Annotated in this window: 19 protein-coding genes; 14 read left to right on the top strand and 5 right to left on the bottom strand. The window is 71.8% G+C overall.

The genetic code is table 11. The features are described from left to right. Nucleotides 1-105 precede the first annotated feature (105 nt). Nucleotides 106-1,005: a hypothetical protein gene (locus tag Val02_RS00665; protein WP_203896853.1), complete on the top strand. Its 900-nt coding sequence runs from the start codon at nucleotides 106-108 to the stop codon at nucleotides 1,003-1,005. Here the strand turns inward: Val02_RS00665 and Val02_RS00660 are convergent. Next, entirely contained in the window at nucleotides 1,002-1,250 is a 249-nt protein-coding gene (locus Val02_RS00660; protein ID WP_239151158.1) for a LuxR C-terminal-related transcriptional regulator, read from the bottom strand. The genes Val02_RS00665 and Val02_RS00660 overlap by 4 nt on opposite strands. A gap of 111 nt (nucleotides 1,251-1,361) precedes the next feature. Between Val02_RS00660 and Val02_RS00655 the strand changes: the two genes are divergently transcribed. The 5 genes from Val02_RS00655 to Val02_RS00635 are packed head-to-tail and all read left to right on the top strand — an operon-like array spanning nucleotide 1,362 to nucleotide 7,009. Beyond that, a complete protein-coding gene (locus Val02_RS00655; RefSeq protein ID WP_239151155.1) occupies nucleotides 1,362-2,315 on the top strand; it encodes an ABC transporter permease in 954 nt (317 codons plus the stop codon). A 5-nt stretch (nucleotides 2,316-2,320) separates the two neighbouring features. Further along, nucleotides 2,321-4,057, top strand: a complete 1,737-nt coding sequence (locus Val02_RS00650; RefSeq protein ID WP_239151151.1) for an ABC transporter substrate-binding protein — start codon at nucleotides 2,321-2,323, stop codon at nucleotides 4,055-4,057. A gap of 18 nt (nucleotides 4,058-4,075) precedes the next feature. Further along, entirely contained in the window at nucleotides 4,076-5,074 is a 999-nt protein-coding gene (locus Val02_RS00645; RefSeq protein ID WP_308439976.1) for an ABC transporter permease, read from the top strand. Continuing rightward, nucleotides 5,071-6,051 (top strand): ABC transporter ATP-binding protein, encoded by a 981-nt coding sequence (locus Val02_RS00640; protein WP_203896849.1) that lies wholly within the window; start codon nucleotides 5,071-5,073, stop codon nucleotides 6,049-6,051. Before Val02_RS00645 ends, Val02_RS00640 begins: the two co-directional genes overlap by 4 nt. A gap of 7 nt (nucleotides 6,052-6,058) precedes the next feature. Further along, entirely contained in the window at nucleotides 6,059-7,009 is a 951-nt protein-coding gene (locus Val02_RS00635; protein WP_203896848.1) for an ABC transporter ATP-binding protein, read from the top strand. Here Val02_RS00635 and Val02_RS00630 read toward each other — a convergent pair. Next, a complete protein-coding gene (locus tag Val02_RS00630; RefSeq protein ID WP_203896847.1) occupies nucleotides 6,990-7,439 on the bottom strand; it encodes a hypothetical protein in 450 nt (149 codons plus the stop codon). The two genes, Val02_RS00635 and Val02_RS00630, sit on opposite strands and share 20 nt — an antisense overlap. A 286-nt stretch (nucleotides 7,440-7,725) precedes the next feature. Between Val02_RS00630 and Val02_RS00625 the strand changes: the two genes are divergently transcribed. Together Val02_RS00625 and Val02_RS00620 are read left to right on the top strand one after the other, a co-directional pair. Further along, nucleotides 7,726-9,321, top strand: a complete 1,596-nt coding sequence (locus Val02_RS00625) for a S8 family serine peptidase (protein ID WP_203896846.1) — start codon at nucleotides 7,726-7,728, stop codon at nucleotides 9,319-9,321. Nucleotides 9,322-9,507: 186 nt separating this feature from the next. Beyond that, nucleotides 9,508-9,912 (top strand): MerR family transcriptional regulator, encoded by a 405-nt coding sequence (locus Val02_RS00620; protein ID WP_203896845.1) that lies wholly within the window; start codon nucleotides 9,508-9,510, stop codon nucleotides 9,910-9,912. Nucleotides 9,913-9,994: 82 nt separating this feature from the next. Here Val02_RS00620 and Val02_RS00615 read toward each other — a convergent pair whose 3' ends face one another. After that, on the bottom strand, nucleotides 9,995-10,354 hold the full coding sequence (locus Val02_RS00615) for a VOC family protein (RefSeq protein WP_203896844.1): 360 nt from the start codon (nucleotides 10,352-10,354) through the stop codon (nucleotides 9,995-9,997). Between the two features lie 87 nt (nucleotides 10,355-10,441). Here Val02_RS00615 and Val02_RS00610 point away from each other — a divergent pair, with 87 nt between their 5' ends. Genes Val02_RS00610 through Val02_RS00600 form a run of 3 tightly spaced genes read left to right on the top strand, consistent with a single transcriptional unit; the run spans nucleotide 10,442 to nucleotide 13,363 of the window. Continuing rightward, on the top strand, nucleotides 10,442-11,914 hold the full coding sequence (locus Val02_RS00610) for a glycosyltransferase 87 family protein (RefSeq protein WP_203896843.1): 1,473 nt from the start codon (nucleotides 10,442-10,444) through the stop codon (nucleotides 11,912-11,914). Next, complete coding sequence (locus Val02_RS00605; protein WP_203896842.1) at nucleotides 11,911-12,252, top strand: DUF1330 domain-containing protein; 342 nt, start codon at nucleotides 11,911-11,913, stop codon at nucleotides 12,250-12,252. The genes Val02_RS00610 and Val02_RS00605 overlap by 4 nt, the downstream gene beginning before the upstream one ends. A gap of 10 nt (nucleotides 12,253-12,262) precedes the next feature. Beyond that, nucleotides 12,263-13,363 carry a winged helix DNA-binding domain-containing protein gene (locus Val02_RS00600; RefSeq protein WP_203896841.1) on the top strand — a complete coding sequence of 367 codons (1,101 nt, stop codon included), beginning with the start codon at nucleotides 12,263-12,265 and terminating at the stop codon, nucleotides 13,361-13,363. Between the two features lie 8 nt (nucleotides 13,364-13,371). Here Val02_RS00600 and Val02_RS00595 read toward each other — a convergent pair whose 3' ends face one another. Further along, nucleotides 13,372-13,863, bottom strand: coding sequence for a DinB family protein (locus Val02_RS00595; RefSeq protein ID WP_239151148.1), 492 nt, complete (start codon nucleotides 13,861-13,863; stop codon nucleotides 13,372-13,374). Nucleotides 13,864-13,935: 72 nt separating this feature from the next. On the opposite strand from Val02_RS00595, the gene Val02_RS00590 reads away from it, so the two are divergent. Together Val02_RS00590 and Val02_RS00585 are read left to right on the top strand one after the other, a co-directional pair. Beyond that, the gene (locus Val02_RS00590) at nucleotides 13,936-15,765 is read left to right on the top strand and encodes a dynamin family protein (RefSeq protein WP_203896840.1); all 1,830 of its coding nucleotides are present in this window, start codon (nucleotides 13,936-13,938) and stop codon (nucleotides 15,763-15,765) included. Then, nucleotides 15,762-17,219 carry a dynamin family protein gene (locus Val02_RS00585; protein WP_203896839.1) on the top strand — a complete coding sequence of 486 codons (1,458 nt, stop codon included), beginning with the start codon at nucleotides 15,762-15,764 and terminating at the stop codon, nucleotides 17,217-17,219. The genes Val02_RS00590 and Val02_RS00585 overlap by 4 nt, the downstream gene beginning before the upstream one ends. 69 nt (nucleotides 17,220-17,288) lie before the next feature. Here the strand turns inward: Val02_RS00585 and Val02_RS00580 are convergent, their stop codons facing one another. Next, on the bottom strand, nucleotides 17,289-18,407 hold the full coding sequence (locus tag Val02_RS00580; protein WP_203896838.1) for a Kelch repeat-containing protein: 1,119 nt from the start codon (nucleotides 18,405-18,407) through the stop codon (nucleotides 17,289-17,291). A gap of 1,287 nt (nucleotides 18,408-19,694) precedes the next feature. Between Val02_RS00580 and Val02_RS00575 the strand changes: the two genes are divergently transcribed. Next, on the top strand, nucleotides 19,695-19,944 hold a 250-nt coding region (locus Val02_RS00575; RefSeq protein ID WP_203896837.1), incomplete at its 3' end, for a hypothetical protein.

Below are 19,944 nucleotides of genomic sequence, written 5' to 3'. Positions count from 1 at the left end.
GTGATCGAACAGCAGAGCCGAACGGAGAATGGCCCGATTCAGCCCGTTCCGCCCGCTCCGAGCACGCCACCGCCCGTGCAGGTGTGGAGCCCGTTCCATCGGTGGGTGGTCACCGGGGCGGTCATGGCGCTCCTGCTCGCCGTCCCCGTCGGCGGGATCCTGTGGCTCTCCGTCGAGCCCAACAAACCGGACAAGCCCGGCCCTCCCGCACCCCCGGCGGAGGTCGTCTACCAGGAGACCCTGGCCGCGGTCGACTCCAACCTGGGCCCGCTGTTCGCCAAGCTCGGCCAGGCCGGCCAGCCGCTCGCCGTCAAGCAGTCCTCCCTGGCGGCCGCGGAGGCGACCCGCGCCGCGGGCGAGAAGCTGGCCGGCGTGACCCCACCGGGCCCGGTGGCCGAGGCGCACAAGCAGTTCACCGAGGGGCTGGCGCAGCTGGCCGGCGACCTGAGCACGGTGGCGACGAGTCCGATCTGCGCCAACTCGGCCGGGGTCGTCGCGTTGAGCCGGGCGGCGTCGGCCGAGCAGATCCGCACCGCGTCGGCGGCGCTGCGCACCGTCGACCCGTCCCGGGGCTACGTGGTCGGCGGGTTCCTGCCGGAGAAGGTGACGCCGCCGGCGGCGCGCCCCGCCAACGGGACCGTGCTGAAGCCGGCCGCGAAACCGGGCACGCGGGTGCTCGAGGTGCGCAACGGGGGCACCGAGGACCTCATGGTCCTGCTGGCCGCGGAAGACCCGAAGGTGGCGACGGCGGGCGTGTTCGTCCAGGCGGGCGCGAGCGCGAAGATCGAGAAGCTGCCGTTCGGGACGTACCGGATGTTCCTCGCATCCGGCACGGATTGGGACGAGGCCGGTGCGGGCTTCACGTCGAACTGCCGGCTGTGGAAGTTCGAGAAGGCGCAGGAGCTCACCGCCAACGGGGGCAACCGGTCGGTGCGCGTGCCCCCGACCGCGCAGCCCGGCACCGAGCTGGCAACGGTGGGCGTGGAGGACTTCCCGGTCCGCTAGCGCACACGCCCGACGGCGAGCGGCAGCAGGCCGTCCTCGATCGCCCGCAGCAGCAGGTCGGCCTTTGTCGGGGCCGGCCGGCCCACCCGGGCGTACTTGGCCCGGGCCCGCCGGATGTACATGTCCACGGTGTGCGTGGAGATGCCCATGCGGCGGGCCACCGAGGCCTTCGACATCGACGCCAACCACCACAACAGCGCCGCGCGCTCCCGTTCGGAGAGGCACGGCGCGTTCAGTCGTTCCATGGCCACATCAGAACGCGCGCGACGGCCGACGACCATGGAGCTGGCCGCAACCTGCCGCGGAAGATATTGATCCCCTTGACTTGATGACCGGAAAACCTCAGCCTGATCACCGTGACGATCGCACCGGCGCAGACGGCACCCGAGATCGTCGGCCGGTCGCCGTGGCGCATCGCGTGGCGGCGCCTGCGGCGCGACCGGATCGCCCTCGGCGGCGGGGTCGTGGTCGTGCTGCTCGTGCTGGTGTCGGCCGCCGCACCGCTGATCGTGGCGCTGCTGGGCCATCCGCCCAACGAGTTCCACCAGGACCGGATCGACTCGTCGTTACAGATCCCGACCGGCCGGTTCGGCGGGATGAGCGGCGACTTCCTCTTCGGGCTCGAGCCGGTCAACGGGCGGGACCTCTTCAGCCGCATCGTCTACGGGTCGCGGGTCTCGCTGGTGATCGCGTTCCTGGCCACCGGGCTCTCGGTGCTGATCGGCACCGTGCTCGGCGTCGTCTCCGGCTACTTCGGCGGGTGGATCGACGCCGTCGTCAGCCGGCTCATGGACGTGTTCCTCGCGTTCCCGTTGCTGCTGTTCGCCATCGCGCTCGCCGGCGTCATCCCGGACCGCGGCTTCGGCCTGCGCGGCAACGGTCTGCGGATCGCGGTGCTGGTCTTCATCATCGGCTTCTTCAGCTGGCCGTACATCGGCCGCATCGTCCGCGGCCAGACGCTTTCCTTACGGGAACGGGAGTTCGTCGACGCCGCCCGCAGTCTCGGCGCCGGCCACGCGCGCATCATCGTGACCGAGCTGCTGCCCAACCTCGTGGCGCCCGTCCTCGTCTACGCCACCCTGCTCATCCCGACGAACATCCTGTTCGAGGCGGCGCTGTCGTTCCTCGGCGTGGGCATCCGCGCGCCCACGCCCAGCTGGGGCGCGATGCTCTCGGACGCCACGCACTTCTACCAGATCGCACCGCACTTCATGCTCTTCCCCGGCCTGGCCATTTTCGTGACCGTGCTCGCCTTCAACCTCTTCGGTGACGGCCTGCGCGACGCGCTCGATCCACGTCTCAAGGGGTGAACGGTATGCGCAGGAAAGGTCTGCTGGCCGCCGGCATCGCGCTGGCGCTCGTGACGTCCGGCTGCGGCGCGGTAGATCCCGCCGACGGCACCGACTCCGTGGCCAACGGCGGCGTCGGCAAGGTGCACAACCCGTCCGACACCAAGGGCGGCACGCTGCGCATGGCGAACTCCGGGGACTGGTACTCCCTCGACCCCGGCGACACGTACTACGGCTACTCGTGGGACTTCGTGCGCTTCTACGGCCGGGCGCTCGTCATGTTCGACACGCAGCCGGGTGAGGCGGGCACGAAACTCGTGCCGGACCTGGCCGAGACGCTGGGTGTGCCGAGCGACGGCGCGAAGACGTGGACGTACAAGCTCAAGGCCGGCGTGAAGTTCGAGGACGGCACACCGGTCACGTCCAAGGACGTCAAGTACGCGGTCGAACGGTCGCTGGACAAGAAGACGTTCCCGAGCGGGCCGACGTACTTCGGCGACGTGCTCGACACCCAGGGATACACCAGCCCGTACCAGGACAGCGATCCGGAGAAGCTGGGCCTCAAGGCGATCGAGACACCGGACGAGCGCACGGTCGTGTTCAAGCTGAAGGTGCCGTTCTCCGCGTTCGACTATCTGGCGATGCAACCGGCGACGATCCCGGTGCCGCGCGCGAAGGACACCGGCACGAAGTACAAGGAACACCCGGTCTCCACCGGCCCGTACAAGTTCGAGACGAACGAGCTGGGCAAGCGGTTCACGTTGGTGCGCAACGACAACTGGAGCGCCGCGAACGACCCGCACCGCAAGGCGCTCCCCGATCGCATCGAGGTGTCGCTGAACGTCAGCGCCGACGACATCGACGCCCGGCTGCTCTCCGGCGACCTCGACATCGACGTGGCGAACACCGGCGTGCAGGCGGCCACCCAGGGGAAGGTGCTCGCCGATCCGGCGCAGAAGAAATACACCGACAGCGCCGCCCTCCCCCGGCTCTGGTACACGCACCTGAGCACGTCCGTGGCGCCGTTCGACAACATCCACTGCCGCAAGGCGGTCCTGCTCGCGGCCGACCATGACAGCTATCTGCGGGCCTACGGCGGCGACGCCGGAGGCGAGATCGCCACCTCGATCATGCCGCCGCAGGTACCCGGCGCGCCCAAGAACGACCCGTACAGCTTCAAGGCGAAGAAGAACGGCGACGTCGAGGCGGCCAAGAAGGAACTGGCCGAGTGCGGAAAACCGGGCGGCTTCGAGACGAACATGTCCTACCGCACCGAACGCCCGAAGGAGAAGGCGCTCGCGGAGGCGATGCAGCAGTCGCTCGGCAAGGTCGGCATCAAGCTGACGCTCAAGGGCTACCCCCAGGGCGACTACTTCAAGCTCTACGCCGGCAAGCCGGACTTCGTGAAGCAGGAGGGCCTCGGCCTGCTGGCCGGCGGCTGGCAGGCGGACTGGGTCGACGGCTTCGGCTTCCTGCAGCAGATCGTCGACAGCCGGGTGATCCGCGCGACGGGCGGCAACAACAACCTCGGCGTCGCGCTGCCGAAGGTCGACGCGCTGCTCGACCAGGCGCTGCTGGAGACCGACACCGCTAAGCGCAACGACCTGTGGGGCCAGATCGACCGGACGGTGATGGACGAGGCGCTGATCCTGCCCGGCGTGTGGGCCAAGGTGCTGCTGTACCGCCCGGCCCACCTGAAGAACATCTACGTCAACGAGGGCCTCGGCGGCTACTACGACTTCGTGCAGATCGGCGTGAAGTAGCCGTTGCTGGGATACCTGTTGCGTCGACTGGTCGCGGCCGTGCTGATGCTCGTCGTGGTGAGCATGGTGACGTTCGCGATCTTCTTCCTGGTTCCCCGTCTGGCCGGCGCGACACCGGAGGATCTCGCCTCCCGGTACGCCGGCCGGACGGCGGATCAGCAGCAGATCCGTGAGCTGACCGAGAAGCTGGGGTTCTACGACCCGCTGTACGTGCAGTACGGCCGCTTCGCCAAGGGGCTCGTGCTCGGTGCCGACTACAGCACCGGCCCCACGACGGAACACTGTCCGGCGCCGTGCTTCGGGTACTCGTTCATCACGCACAATCCGGTCTGGCCGGACCTCGTGGACCGGATGCAGGTGACCTTGTCGCTGGCGCTCGGCGCGGCGGTCATCTGGCTGGTCGGCGGGGTGGCCGTGGGCGTGCTGTCGGCGCTGCGGCGGGGCACGGTGTTCGACCGGGTGGCCATGGCGACGGCGTTGGCGGGCGTGTCGCTGCCGATCTTCTTCACCGGGCTGCTGTCGCTGTCGGTCTTCTCGTACACGCTGCACTGGTTCCCGCCGGGCGGTTCGTTCACGCCGTTCACCGAGAACCCGGCGACGTGGGCGTACGACCTGACGCTGCCGTGGATCACGTTGGCGTTCCTGTACGCGGCGGGATATGCGCGGCTGACCCGGGCCGGGATGCTGGAGACGATGAACGAGGACTTCATCCGCACCGCGCGGGCGAAGGGACTGCCGGAGCGCACGGTCGTCGTCACGCACGGGCTGCGCGCCACGATGACGCCGGTGCTGACGCTGTTCGGGCTGGATCTGGGGCTGTTGCTGGGCGGGGCCGTGCTGACGGAGAGCACGTACTCGCTGCCGGGCATCGGCAAGTACGCGATCGACGCCGTCACCAACAACGACCTGCCGAAGGTGCTCGGGGTGACGATGCTGGGCGCCTGCTTCATCATCGTCGCGAACCTGATCGTCGACGTGCTGTACGCGGTGACCGACCCGAGGGTGCGGCTGGGATGACCTTCCTCGACGTCAGAGATCTCCACGTGCACTTCCCCACCGACGACGGCGTGGTGAAGGCGGTCGACGGGCTGTCGTTCACCGTCCACAGGGGACGGACGCTCGGCATCGTGGGCGAGTCGGGCTCCGGCAAGAGCGTCACGAGCCTGTCGGTGATGGGGCTGCACCGGCGTTCCGCGGTGCGGCTGTCCGGCGAGGTCCTGCTCGACGGCACCGAACTGCTGCACGCCGATCCCGAGGAGGTGCGCCGGTTGCGCGGGCGCACCATGGCGATGATCTTCCAGGATCCGCTGTCGGCGATGCATCCGCTGTACACCGTCGGCCGGCAGATCGTGGAGGCGTACCGGGTGCACAATCCGGTATCCCGCAAGGCCGCCAGGGCGCACGCGATCGATCTCCTGGCACGGGTGGGCATTCCGCATCCGGCGAAGCGGGTGGACGACTATCCGCACCAGTTCTCCGGCGGGATGCGGCAGCGGGCGATGATCGCGATGGCGCTCGCCAACGACCCGCAGCTGCTCATCGCCGACGAACCCACCACCGCCCTGGACGTCACCGTGCAGGCGCAGATCCTGGACCTGATCCGCGACCTGCAGGAGGAGTTCCACACGGCGGTCGTGCTGATCACGCACGACCTCGGGGTGGTGGCCGAGATCGCCGACGACATCCTGGTCATGTACGCCGGCCGGGCGGTGGAGTACGGGGCCGCCGAGACGGTCTTCCGGAAACCGGAGCACCCCTACACCTGGGGACTGCTCGGCTCGATGCCCCGGCTGGACCGCGCGGTGCGCGACCGGCTGCAACCCATCAAGGGCACCCCGCCGAGCCTGATCCGGGTCCCGCCCGGCTGCGCGTTCCACCCGCGCTGCCCCTACAACGGGCGCGGCGGAATCCCGTGCGCCACAGAGGTCCCGTCCGGCACCATCGCGTGCCATCTGCCCCACCCGGAACGCGTCCGCCTCGCACCCACCCTGTAGGAGCGCCGTGGAACCCCTCCTGCGCGTCACCGGCCTGAAGAAACACTTCCGCGGAGTCAGAGCGGTCGACGGGCTCGACTTCACCATCGCGCCCGGCGAGACGCTGGGCCTGGTCGGCGAGTCCGGGTGCGGAAAGACCACGACGGGACGCCTCGTGGCGCGCCTCCTCGAACCCACCGACGGGCGCATCGAGTTCGAGGGGACGGACATCGGTCACCTGTCGACGCGTCGGCTCCGCCCGTACCGCCGCGACCTGGCCATGATCTTCCAGGACCCGTACTCGTCGCTGAACCCGCGCCACACCGTCGGCACCATCGTCGCCGCGCCGCTGCGCATCCAGAAGGAACCGACGCCCCACGGGCTGCGCCGCGCGGTGCAGGATCTGCTGGAACTGGTGGGTCTCAACCCGGAGCACTACAACCGCTACCCGCACGAGTTCTCCGGCGGGCAGCGGCAGCGCATCGGCATCGCCCGCGCCCTCGCGCTGCGCCCGCGCCTGGTCGTCGCCGACGAACCCGTCTCCGCCCTGGACGTGTCGATCCAGGCGCAGGTGGTGAATCTTCTCGACGACCTGCAGACCGAACTGAACCTGGCGTATCTGTTCATCGCGCACGACCTGTCGGTGGTGCGGCACATCAGCGACCGGGTCGCGGTGATGTATCTCGGCCGGATCGTGGAGATCGCCGACCGCGACACCCTCTACGCGAACCCCCGGCATCCGTACACGGTCGCGCTGATGTCGGCGGTGCCGGTCCCCGATCCCGGCCGGCGGGACCGGGCGCGGCGCGGCCGGGTGCTGCTGCGCGGCGACGTGCCGAGCCCGGTCGACCCGCCGTCGGGGTGCCGTTTCCGCACCCGCTGTTGGAAGGCCCGGGATCTGTGTGCCGAGAAGGAGCCGCCGTTGGCGGACGGCGTGGCGTGTCACTTCCCGGTGGAGGTCAACGAGCGGCCGGAATGACCCCCAGGCCGCGCAGCCGGCGCAGCCAGCCGGTCGCCGTGTGGCGCGGCACGCCGAAGTGCTCGGCGACCGCCGAGACCTTTCCGGTCTCGTTCCAGGCCGCGACGACCTCGTCCTGATCGGGCATCTTGCGGTAGGCGCGCCCCTTCTTCTCCGGAGCCTTGGTCGAACGTCGTGCGCGCCGCGGCGCGGCCTTCACCGGAGCCGGCTGCGGCGCGGGCAGTGCGGGAGTGCCGGCGGGGCCGAGCGCGGAGAGCAGCGCCACCAGATCCAACACCGGAAGCTGCTGTGCGCTGAGCCCGTCGGTGCCGGTGGCCCGGATCCGGACCTCGGTGACGCGGGGCTGTCCACCGGCGGTGTCCACCTCGATGGTGGTGTGTGCGCCGGAGGAACCTTCGTGCGGGGCGATCGTGACGGTGTATCCGCTCATGGCGCTTCCTCTATGGGGGAACGAAGATTGCTCGCAATCCGTAGAAGTCTGCCACAACCACGTGTGTGCGCTTTCCGGTTGAACCAGCCGATCGGGCGAACCTACGCACAGGAAGGGTTCACCCGCGCGGCGGACAACCAACACGGCGACCGGACGCCCGCACCCGGCCCGCAACAAAGTTGTTTTCCCAGGTCAGGCGTGTTTCGTGGGGTCCGGGAGGGCGCGCAACCGGTCGGCACCGCGACGGGTCCCGGACGTGCCACGGCCGGCCCGGATCTTTCTTGGCATGCGTACTGCTGCTGCACACCTCGCCGTCAAGTCCACCATCGTCGCCGGCACCGCCGCGATCGCCGCGCTCTTCCTGGGTGCCGGCGCCGCGCAGGCCGCCCCCGCCGAGGGCACGATCGCGGGTGCGAACGCAGCCGGCGCCATCACCGGTTCGTACATCGTGACGCTCAAGGACGGCGTGAACGGCAAGGCGCTCGCCGCCCGCTACGGCGGCACCGTCGACACCGAACTGACGACCGGGTTCACCGCAAAGCTGTCGGAGGCCGCCGCGAAGCGCCTCGCCGCCGACCCCACGGTCGCCGGTGTGGAGCAGGACCGGAAGGTGGCGCTCGCCGAGGGCACGCAGTCCGCAGCGGAGTGGGGCCTCGACCGGCTGGACCAGCCGGCCCTCCCGCTGAGCGGCGCCTACACCTACCCCAACACCGCCGCGAACGTCACCGCGTACATCCTCGACACCGGCGTGCGCCTGACCCACGGCGAGTTCGCCGGCCGGGCCACCAGCGGCTACGACTTCGTCGACAAGGACGCCGATGCCGGCGACTGCCAGGGCCACGGCACCCACGTCGCCGGAACGATCGGCGGCAAGACCTACGGTGTCGCGAAGGCCGCCAACCTCGTCTCGGTGCGCGTGCTCGGCTGCGACGGTTCGGGCTCGTACAGCGGCATCATCGCCGGCGTCGACTGGGTCACGAAGAACGCCGCGAAGCCCGCCGTCGTGAACATGTCCCTCGGCGGCACCACGTCGGCGGCGCTCGACGCGGCCGTGAAGAAGTCGATCGCGGCCGGCGTCACCTACGCCGTCGCGGCCGGCAACGAGAACAAGGACGCCTGCAACGTCTCGCCGGCCCGCACCGCGGAGGCGATCACCGTCGGCGCCACGGACAGCAAGGACGCCCGCGCGAGCTTCTCCAACTACGGCGCCTGCCTGGACATCTTCGCGCCCGGCGTGGGCATCCTCTCCTCGACCAAGAACTCCAACACCTCGACCGGCAAGATGTCCGGCACCTCGATGGCCACCCCGCACGTCGCCGGCGCGATCGCCCTGTACCTGTCGGCGAACCCGGCCGCCACCCCGGCCCAGGTGCGCGAAGCCTTCGTCGGCGGCGCCGTGGCGAACAAGGTGACCGACCCGAAGGGTTCGGCGAACAAGCTCCTCAACATCGGCTTCATCGGCGGCGCCCCGGCCCCGACCACGCCGGCTCCCACCACGCCGGCGCCCGCCCCCACCACGCCGACCACCCCGGCCCCGGCGGCGTGCACCACCACGAACTCCTACGCCCGCCCGGTCGCCGACAAGACCACCATCGAGTCGAAGCTGACCGTCGCCTGCACCGGCACCGCCTCGGCCACGAGCACCGTCGCCGTCAAGCTCACGCACGCCGACCGCGGTGACATCGCCCTGACCCTGGTCGCCCCGGACGGCACCACGTACCCGCTGCGCAAGGCCGTCACCGGTGACAACGTCGCCAACCTGAGCGCGACCTACACCGTGAACCTGTCGGCCGAGGCCCGCGCCGGCGTGTGGAAGCTCCAGGTCAGCGACGCCTACACCGGCGACACCGGCACGCTGAACTCCTGGACGCTGACCCTCTAGAGCACTCCTCACCTCCCCGGTGCGCGAAGGCGCCGGTACCCCTCGACCCAGGGGTACCGGCGCCGACGCCATTGCGGGGCACAGGCCCCGAACGGCGGCACTGCGGGACACCGGGAGGTGACCGCTCCATCGCCGGCAACGACGGCACTGTCGCCACCGGCACGTACCACTGTACGGTAGGCGGCGATGGAAAAGCTGCTGCGGATCGGTGAGGTCGCCACGAAGGCGGGCGTCAGCCCGCGCACCGTCGACTTCTACACATCGCTCGGCCTGATCGAGCCGGCCGGTCGCACCGCGGGCAACTTCCGCCTCTACTCCCCCGCGACGGTCGACCGCATCGCCCTGATCCGCCAGTTGGAGGCCCAGGGCGTCAGCCTCGACGAGATCGCCAAGGCGTTCGGCGACAAGGCCGCCCCCAGCCTGTCCACCCAGCTCGGCAAGCTCAACGAGGACCTCGCCGCCCTCCAGGAAGCGGCGGCCACGTCCTCCGGCGACGCCCACGGCCTGCTCGCCGCGATCACCGCGCGAGCCCACAACCTGATCACCACGGCCCTGGACATCGCCGCGACCCTCCCGCCTCCCGGCACCTGAGACCGGCACCTGAGAACTGCACGCGGACGCGGCAGCGCAGCGGTACGGCTGGGAACCAGCATCGACGTCTACGAAACGCGCCCTAGATCCGGTGAGTGAGGTTGAGCATGTTGCCGTCCGGGTCGAGGACGTGCGCCACCCGCTCCCCCCACGGCATGTCGTTGGGCCGGTCCGGGGCCTTGCCGCCGGCCGCCTCGACCACCGGGAGCAGCGCGTCGACGTCGTCGACGGCGGCGCTGAGGATGATCCGCACCGGCGCACCCACCTCCGTGTCCGCCCGATGCACGACACCGAGCGCCGTGTCGCCGATCCGTAGCTCGACGTAGAACTCCGGCCCCTCCGCGGGGACCCGCATGGTCTGCTCCGCGCCCAGCACCTGCGCGTAGAACGCCCGCAGGCGCGGCAGGTCCGGCGTGCTCACAATGGGTTGGATCGAGGTCATACCCGCTATGACCGGGCGGCCGGCCCGGACTCATCGGTGCGATCGCCCGGTACCGTGTCGGGCGAGCCGACCGGAGGACCAGGAACGATGACCCCGCCAGTAAGAACCCCGCCGTGGCTGCTCCTGCCCGGTATCGCCCTGCTGGTGGCGTCGGTCCTCTGCTACGCGCAGCTCGTCCACGCGCACGGCGGCGCCGTCCTCGGCGGCCTCGACCTGGAGGTGTACCAGGCCGGCGGCCGCGCCTGGCGGGACAACCAGGAGGTGTACCGCCTCACGTACACCTGGGCCTACCTGCAGTACACCTACCCGCCGGTGACCCTGCTGCCGATGGCGCTGCTGTCGCTGATCCCGCACGCGACGGCGACCCCGGTGTTCGCCGTGCTGATCGGCGCCGCGGTCGGCCTCACGGCGAACCTCTACCTCGGCATGCTCGGCTACCGCGGCCTCGCCGGGCGGGTCGGCCTGACGGCCGGCGTCACGGCCCTGGCCCTCTGGCTGGAGCCGGTCTACATGTCGATGAGCCTCGGCCAGGTGAACGCCTTCCTCATGCTCCTCGTCGTCACCGACATCGCGCTGCTGCGGCGCACCCGCTACGCCGGCGCGCTGATCGGGCTCGCCGCGGCGATCAAACTGGTGCCGGCGATCTTCGTGGTGTACCTGGTGCTGACGCGGCGGCTGCGGGCGGCGCTGACGGCGATCGCCGTGTTCGTGGCGCTGCTGGTGCTGGGGTGGATCGTCGACTTCGGCGGCTCGGTCGACTACTGGATCGACGGGATGTTCCTGCGCTCGGAGCGCGTGGGCGTCCCCACCTACATCTACAACCAGTCGTTGCACGGCCTGTCGGTGCGGCTCTTCTCCGACGGCGGGGCCGGCACCGCCCGCCTGCTGCTGACGGTGTGCGTGGCGGTCGGCGGGATGGCCCTGGCCCGCGCCGGCCACCGCCGCGGCGGCGACCCGTTGGGTCTGCTCCTGTGCGCGTGCACCGCCCTGTTGATCTCGCCGATCGCGTGGACCCACCACTGGGTGTGGTGCGTGCCGGCCCTGGTGTACGCCGGGGACCTGACCCGTCGGCACCGCGGGGCGCTGCAGGTGCTGGCCGCCGGGGTGCCGACCGCGCTGGTGGCGGTGTTCGTGGCGTGGCCGGTGACGTTCGTCGAGGGGGCGCCGCTGCTGCCGCGCGGGATCTTCCTCATCGGGCCGGACTTCGGCACGGTCAAGGCGGACCCGGCGGCGCGTTCGCTCGGGGAGAAGCTCGCCGGGGAGGTCTACTCGCTGACCGGCCTGACCGCACTGGTGACCGCGGCGGTGTGGCTGCTCCTGAGCCGCTATCTGGTCGTCTCGGCGACGTGGCCGGTGGCCGGCGGGGACGAGCCGATGCCCGACTTCCCGGCCGGGACGCTGCTGTGGCCGACCACGCTGATCGACGCCTCGCCGCCCTCCTCCGACTCCTCCTCCGACGAAGACCAAGACGAGGACAAGGACGAGGACAAGGCGGAGGATCCCGTTACCTCCGACGTAATCGACTCGCCTCCCCTGGAGCCCGCAGACTCGGGGACATGACCGCATACGGCATCGCCCACCTCAGGACCACCTCCGAGCACGACGACATCCTCGAGTACCTGGAGCGGATCCAGGCCACGCTCGATCCGTACGGCGGACGCTTCGTCATCCACGGCGGCCCCGTCACGGTGGTCGAGGGCAGCTGGCCCGGCACGCTCGTGGCGATCGCGTTCCCGTCGATGACACAGGTGCGCGAGTGGTACGACTCCCCCGCGTACCGGGCGATCCTGCCGCTGCGCACGAAGCACCTCGACGGCGACGTCATCATGATCGAGGGCGTCGATCCCGACACGCACGACTCGGCCGCGATGGCCGCCGCGCTGCGCGCCCGCCGGTAACGTTCGCGGGATGGAGCTGACCACGGCCGAGGCCCTGACCCTGCGGATGACGAGCCTGCTGCTGCGCGACCACCCCGCCGTGGACCGGCCCAAGGACGTGGCCGGGGTGGTCACCTGGCTCGGGGCCATGCAGGCCCAGGACAACGCCAGCGCCATGTGGTCCCTCGGCGTCCGCCTGCCCGACCTGACCGTCTCCGGCGTGCATGACTCGCTCGAACGCCGTGAGGCCCTGCGCACCTGGCCCATGCGCGGCACGGTGCACCTGGTGCCGTCCCGGGACGCGCACTGGATGCTGGCGTTCACCGGCGTGCGGGCCCTGGCCGGCGCGGCCAAACGCCGGGAGTACCTGGGCCTGTCCTCCGCCGACGCGGATCGCGCGGTCGATCTCCTGGGCAGCGCGCTGGCCGGCGGCAAGCGGCTCACCCGCACCGAGTGCGTGCGGGTGCTGGTCGACGGCGGCATTCCCGGCGCGGACAAGCTCGGCTACCACCTGCTCTGGTACTCCGCGCAGAAGAGCGTCACCTGCATCGCGCCGCTGATCGGCAAGGAACAGTCGTTCGTGCTGCTCGACGAGTGGGTGCCCGACCCGGTGCGACTCGAACCCGAGGAGGCGCTGGCGACGCTGACGCTGCGCTTCTTCCGCGGCCGGGGGCCGGCCACCCGCAAGGACTTCGCCGGCTGGGCGGGGCTCACCGCCGCGGAGGTCAAACGCGGCATCGCGGCCTGCGGGGACGCGTTGAGCACGGTTTCCGTGGACGGCACGGAGATGGTGGTGGCCGCCGCGCTGCTCTCCGACGTGGGGTCCGACGACTCCGTGCGCGCGTTGCCCGGCTTCGACGAGTTCCTGCTCGGGTTCAAGGACCGGTCGCTGATGGTGGCGCCGGAGCACAAGCAGGCGATCATCCCCGGCGGCAACGGCGTCTTCCAGTCCACGATCTCCCGTGGCGGCCGGGTGCTGGCGACCTGGAAGCGCGTCACCGGCGCCCGCCGCACCCGCATCGACGTCTTCCCGCTGGCGCCGGTGTCGGCGCGGGAGCGCGGGGCGGTCGAGGCGGCGTTCGAGGGTTACGCCCGCTTCGTCGAGGCGCCGCTGGAGTTCCGCTGGCCCTGACCGGCGGGTCAGCCGTCGAAGCCGGTCGCGCCGTCGGTGAGTTCGCGGAGGATGTCGGCGTGGCCGGCGTGGCGGGCCGTCTCCTCGATCAGGTGCACGTAGATCCAGCGCAGCGACACCCGGCCCAGCCGTTCCGACGGCACGGTGTCCTCGAGCGCGAACCGGGCCGCCACCGCACGCGACTGCGCGCACGCCGCCCGGTAGTCCGCCACGAGCGCGTCGAGACTCTCGTCGGCGCCCCACCCGCCGTCGGCGCGGGTACCCGGATCGGGGTCCCCGGCGAGCACCCCGGCGAACCACTCGCGTTCGACCGAGGCGAGGTGGGCGATCAGGCGCGCGAGGGTCGTGCGGGACGGCAACAGTTCCCGATGGGCCAGGCTCGCATCGAGGCCGGAGACTTTGCGTACGGCAATATCGCGGTACAGGTCCAGAAACGTCTCTAGAACATCCCGTTCACTCCCGTTGGCGACCATTTCGTCCGGTGCGAGCGGCGGCGTCATGCCATCAACCTACGTGCGCGCACCCACTATGTTTGAGGCGCCTCGATCGCCCCCGAAAGACGTAGGGACGTTGTGACCGATCCGAGTTCCCCGGCCCAGCAGCGGGCCGGCCGCAGCGCCGCCGTGGCGCGGGCCGTGCTCGACCTCGCCGAGGCGCGGCGCCTGAGCGGGCAGGCCGGCCGCATCGACCTGATGACCCGCATCGACGAGGCCACCGCCCGCCTGGGTTCCGACGACGTGCCGGTGGCCGTGGTGGGCGAGTTCAAGCAGGGCAAGAGCACTCTGGTCAACGCCCTGCTGCGCACCGAGGTCTGCCCCGTCGACTCGGACATCGTGACCGCCGTGCCGACCGTGGTGCGCTGGGGCAAGCCGCCGTCGGTGACCGCCCGGCTGGAAAACGACGACGAGGTCGCGGTGCCGTTCAAGCGGCTGCACGACTACGTGGCCGAACGCACCGGGGACGAGGTGCCCGTTCGGGCCGTCGAGGTGCGGCTCGACCGGCAGCTGCTGCGCGGTGGGCTGTCCTTTGTGGACACTCCCGGGGTCGGTGGGCTCGACTCGGCGCACGGCAATCTCACGCTCGGCGCGCTGACGCTGGCCCGCGCGGCGCTGTTCGTCACCGATGCCGCGCAGGAGCTGGCCGGGCCGGAGCTGGAGTTCCTCAACAAGACGGCGGCGCGCTGCGAGCACGTCATCATCGTGGTCACCAAGACCGACCTGTATCCGGAGTGGCGGCGCATCGTGCGCCTCAACCAGACCCACCTGGCGCAGGCGGGGTTGCAGGTGCCGATGGTGCCGGTGTCGTCGTTCCTGCGGCTGCGGGCCGCCGCGCGCAACAGTGACGCGCTCAACGCCGAGTCCGGGTTCCCCCGACTGCTGACCATGCTGCGCCGCGACATCCTCGCGGAGGCCGACACGCTCGCGGCCCGGGCGGCCGGCCAGGAGGTCGCCTTCGTCCTCAGCCAGCTGCGCGAGCAGGTGGGCGCCGCCCGCGCGGCCGGGCACGACCCGCGCACCGGCTGGGCGATCGCCGACCAGGTCGCCGAGAAGAGCCGCCGCAGCCAGGCCCTCGCCGCCTCCGGCGCCGGCTGGCAGACCGTCCTCAACGACGGGATCCAGGACCTGTCCGCCGACATCGACCACGATTTGCGGGAACGTCTCCGTGGGCTGCTGCGCCGCGGCGAAGCCCTGCTGGACGAGGACGACCCGAAGAACAACTGGCGCGACTTCTCGGCGTGGGTGACCCGCGAGGCGACGTCGGCGGCGGTCGACAACCTGTTCCAGCTGGTGCAGCGCACCGAGGAGCTGGCCCGCGACGTGGCCGAACGCTTCGACCTCGACTACGAGGGCCTCGACGTCGACCTGCCCGCGCCGGAGCTGGTGCTGGCGCGCATCCACGGGTTGGACGCCAAGTTCGACCGGCCGTCGATGCAGCAGTTCCTCAACGCGTTCACCGCCGCGCGGATGACCTTCGGTGGCCTCGTGATGTTCGGGGCGTTCGGGTCGCTGCTGGGGCTCACGCTCGCCGCGCCGATCGGGCTGGCGGTCGGGCTCGTGGTGGGCCGCAAGCTCGTCGGCACCGAACGCCAGCGGCAGGCCGAGTACCGCCGCAACCAGGCCAAGGCGGAGCTGCGGCGCTACATCGACGAGGTGGCGTTCGTGGTGGGCAAGGACTGCCGGGACGCGGTGCGGCGCACGCAGCGCTTCCTGCGCGACGAGTTCGCGGCGCGGGCGCAGCAGGTGGAGCGCTCGGCCAATCTCACCATCGCGGCGATCCGCGAGGCCGCCGAGGCGCCCGAGCACGAACGCCGCCAGCGCACCGCCGTGCTGGATCAGCAGTGGCAGGAGCTGGACCGGTTCGCGGCGCAGATGGCGGCCCGCCCGGAACGACGCAGCGCATGAGCGATCACATCCTGACCCAGGTGCGCCGGCTGCTCATGCGTGCGGTGTCCACTGTGGACGATCCCGCCCTGACGCTGGCGCTGGAGCGGTTGGACGAGCCGCTGCGCGTGGCCATCGCCGGCAAGGTGAAGGCCGGCAAGTCGACGCTGCTCAACGCGATGGTCGGCGAGGAGCTGGCCCCCACGGACGCCGGCGAGTGCACCCGCCTCGTCACCTGGTATCGGGACGGCCAGCGCTACGAGGCGCTGCTGCACCTCGAGGACGGCAACGTCGAGCCGCGGCCGTTCGACCGGGTGCAGGGTGCGCTGCGGATCACCCTCGGCCGTCCCGCGAAGGACGTCGACCACATCGAGGTGCGGGTGCCGAGCCGCCGGCTGCGCACCAGCACCCTGATCGACACCCCGGGAATCGGCTCCATCTCGGCCGACGTGTCGTTGCGCACGATGACGTTCCTGGAGGCGGCGCAGGACCGGGCCGCCCAGGCCGACGCCGTCATCTACCTGCTGCGGCACATGCACAGCGGCGACGTGCGGTTCCTGGAGGCGTTCCACGGGGACGACATCGTGCAGGGCTCGCCGGTCAACACCGTCGGGGTGCTCTCGCGCGCCGACGAGATCGGCAGCTGCCGGCCGGACTCGATGGAGACGGCCGCGCGGGTGGCCGCCCGCTACCAGTCCGACGAACGGATGCGCCGGCTCTGCCCGGTCGTCGTGCCGGTCGCCGGGCTGCTCGCCGTCGCCGGTGCCACGCTGCGCGAGGACGAGTACCGCACGCTGGCCGCCGTGGCCGCCGCGCCGACCGAGGACGCGATCGACCTGATGCTGACGGCCGACCGGTTCGGTTCGCCCGACGCCACGGTCAAGGTGCCGGTCGCCGCGCGGCGCGCGGTCCTCGCCCGCCTCGGGCTCTTCGGCGTGCGGCACAGCGTCCAGCTGATCCGTGGCAAGCAGGCGCCGAACGCGCAGGCGCTCGCCGCGGCGCTGACCGCCCACAGTGGACTCGACCGGCTCAACGAGGTGCTCACGGCGCAGTTCGTCTCGCGGGGGCAGGTGCTGAAGGCCCGTTCGGCACTGTCCACATTGGACCTCGTGGTGCGCTCCGGGAAGTACGGCGCCCTGACGGAGCTGGTGTCGTGGGCCGAGGAGATCCGTTCGGCGGCGCACGAGTTCGTCGAGGTGCGGCTGCTGCACCTGCTGCGTTCCGGCCGGATCCCGGGCAAGGCCGAGCACCTCGCCGACCTCGAACGCCTCCTCGGCGGCAGCGGCGCCGAACACTCCGCACGGCTGGGCCTGCCGCCGGACGCGCACCCGCACCGGTTGGCCGACGCGGCGCGGGAGGCGATCGCCCGGTGCAACCGCCTCGCCGAGCACCCGCTGTCGCAGCGCGAACTCCGCAACGCCGCGCGGGCGGCCGTCCGCAGCTGCGAAGCGATCGTCATCGCGCTCAGGTACTGACCCTCATGATCGTTGCTCCTCCCGTGACGGCCTGATCGGCGTGTCGCGTCACAGGAGAGGCACCGAACTTCACCGTGCCGGCGTGAAGGACTCCACCCGGCTGGAACCCGTGAAACCGGGGCCGTAGCCGCCGACCACGTACACCGTGTTGCCGACCCGCGCGGCGCCCAGGCCGGCCCGCGGCGGGTCGAGCTTCGGCAGCGCGGCCGCCGCACCGGGCCGTTCGCACCACCAGTCGCCGAACGCCCCGCCGTTGCGCTCGCCGCCGACCACGCACACGCCGATGCCGTCCAGCCGGACACCGCCGGCGCCGTGCACGGGCGGATCGACCACAGTGGACGTTCCGGAGGCGGCGGGTGCGGGTGCGCCGCCGGAGTAGCGGTCGATCTCACCGAACGCCGTGCCGGTCTGGTCCCGCCCGCCGAGGAACAGCACCCGGCCGGTCGGATCGGTCACCGACGCCATGCGTTCGCGCGCACGGGTCAGCGACTTCAGCGTCGTCCAACTGCTGCCGCGCAACGCCCACACGTCCGCCGACGCGGTGCCGTCCGGCCCGACGCCGCCGGCGTACACGACGCTGCTGCCGTCGTATCCCGCCGCGCCGCCGGCCCGTGGCGCGGGCAGCTGCGCCTCGCGGTGCCAGGCGCCGTTCTTCTCGTCGAGGCGCAACAGCTTCTGCGAGACCGTGTCGCCCTCCCGGCCGCCGATCAGGTACAGGCCCCACGGGGTGGGCACCAGCGCCGCATGGCTGACCGGTCCGGGCAGGTCCGGCCCCTTCGACCAGGTGCCGGCGACGGGATCCAGCACGTACACGGACTTCAACGTGGTGTGCTCGGCGTCGTTGGCCACCCCGCCGGCCACCCAGACCCGGTCGCGGTAGGCGGTGACGGCGGCACTTTCCAGTTCGACCGGAAGATCCGCGACCCGCGTCCAGGGCGAGGTCGCGGTCGCGGCCGCTCGGGTCGGTTCCGCACTGCCAAAGAGCTTGGATCCGGTCGAACTCTCATAGACGATCACCGCTGCCGCACCGACCACCATGAGAATGCCGGCGATCAGCAGCAGCCACACGAGCGTCTTCTTCACCCGCGACCGCTGCGGCGGCGCCCACGGGTCCGGCGGGAGAACGGCCCCGAACCGGGCCGGCTGCGGCTGGCTCTGCTGAAGGTTGGCGACCGGCCACACGAGCATCGGCGCACCTGAGGTGACGGACGGCCGGGGCGGACTCGCCGGCGCACTCGACACCGGAACGCCTTCCCACCGCCCGGGCGGATCGTTGCCCCGGCTCTCTCCATTGTGGACACTCGTGGCGCCGGACCGCCCGACCGGCGCGCTGCCCCGCACGCCGCTCGGCGGCGCGGCACTCTCAGAATCATTCCCGCGCTCGTCCCGAACCGGCGGCGGCGCGGGTCGCTCGCCGGGCAACGGAGACGCCGGACGCTCACCAGGGGGTGGCGGGGCCGGACGTTCGGCCCGGGGCGGCGGTCGCTCGCCGGGAGGCGGCGGTGCGGCCTGCTGCTGGGGCGGCGGCGGAAGCGGTCGCCCGGCCACCCGTTGCCCCGACACGAACTCCGTCGCGGCCTGCCCGCTCGGCGGGGCCGACGTCGGGAACTGCACCGTCGGCGGCTCCGTGACCCGGCCACCGCCCTGCGGCCCCGGCGGCGCCGACGTGGGGAACTGCACCGTCGGCACGTTCCCGTCGTTCGGCGGCCCGGAGGTCGGGTGTCGGCCCGTCGGAACGCCTGACGTCGGCCGGGATCCGGACACGTCCTGCGCCGGAGGCCGGGCGGCCGGCGGGGCGGAGATCGGGGCTGTCGCGGGTGGCGTCAGGAGTTGGGTCGGGAACTCCTCCGGCGGCGGTGGGGATCCGGCAGGGGTCTGCGGGGTGCGGGCCTGGACCGGCCCCGTCGGCGGCGCCGACTCCGATGCGCGGCCCTGCGATGCGGTGGGGACCTGCGGGGTGCGGGCCTGGACCGGCCCCGTCGGCGGCGCCGACTCCGATGCGCGGCCCTGCGCCGACGGCCCTTGGCCGGACGGCCCCTGCACGGACGGCGTATGGCCGGACGGACCTTGTGCAGCTGGCCCTTGGGCGGAAGGCGCCGGCGCGGCTGGCGCGTGGGCGGACGGCCCTGGTGCGGGCGGCGTGTGAGCGGACGGACCTTGTGTGGCCGGCGCTTGGGCGGCCGGCCCGTGCGCGGGCGGCGCTTGGGCGGGCGGCGCTTGGGCGGGCGGCGCTTGGGCGGGCGGCGCTTGCGGCGGTGTGCCCGGTGCGGGCGGGAGGGGCGCCGGCGGGGTGCCGGGAGTGGCCGGCCTGCCGGTGGGAAGCCACACGGGTGCGTCCTGCGCGTCCTGCGCACCGACGGGGAGCCAGGTCGGTGACGTCGGCGCCTCGGAGACGGGTGGGAGCCAGGTCGCGGACGGCTCGGGTGGCGTGCGCCCGGGTGGCGTAGGGCCGGCGGTCGGCAGCCAGGACGTCTGTTGTTCCTGCGCCCCCGGCTGTCCGAAGCCGGGCTGACCGGGCACCGGCGGCTGAAGGTCAGGCCGGCCCGGCACGGGCGGCTGCTGACCGGACCCGCCGGGCGCCTGCGAACGCGGGTCGCGCTGTCCCGGAGCAGGCGGCTGGAAGGCGGACCGGCCCGGGACGGGCGGCTGCTGGCCGCGCTGGTCCGGGACGGGTGGCTGCTGGCCGCGCTGGTCCGGGACGGGTGGCTGCTGGCCGCGCTGGTCC

The sequence above is a fragment of the Virgisporangium aliadipatigenens genome, from assembly GCF_016863615.1.
GTDB classification, from domain to species: Bacteria; Actinomycetota; Actinomycetes; order Mycobacteriales; family Micromonosporaceae; genus Virgisporangium; species Virgisporangium aliadipatigenens.
The sequence above is the reverse complement of the archived record's forward strand: the minus strand, read 5'-3'. Positions and strand labels throughout refer to the sequence as shown.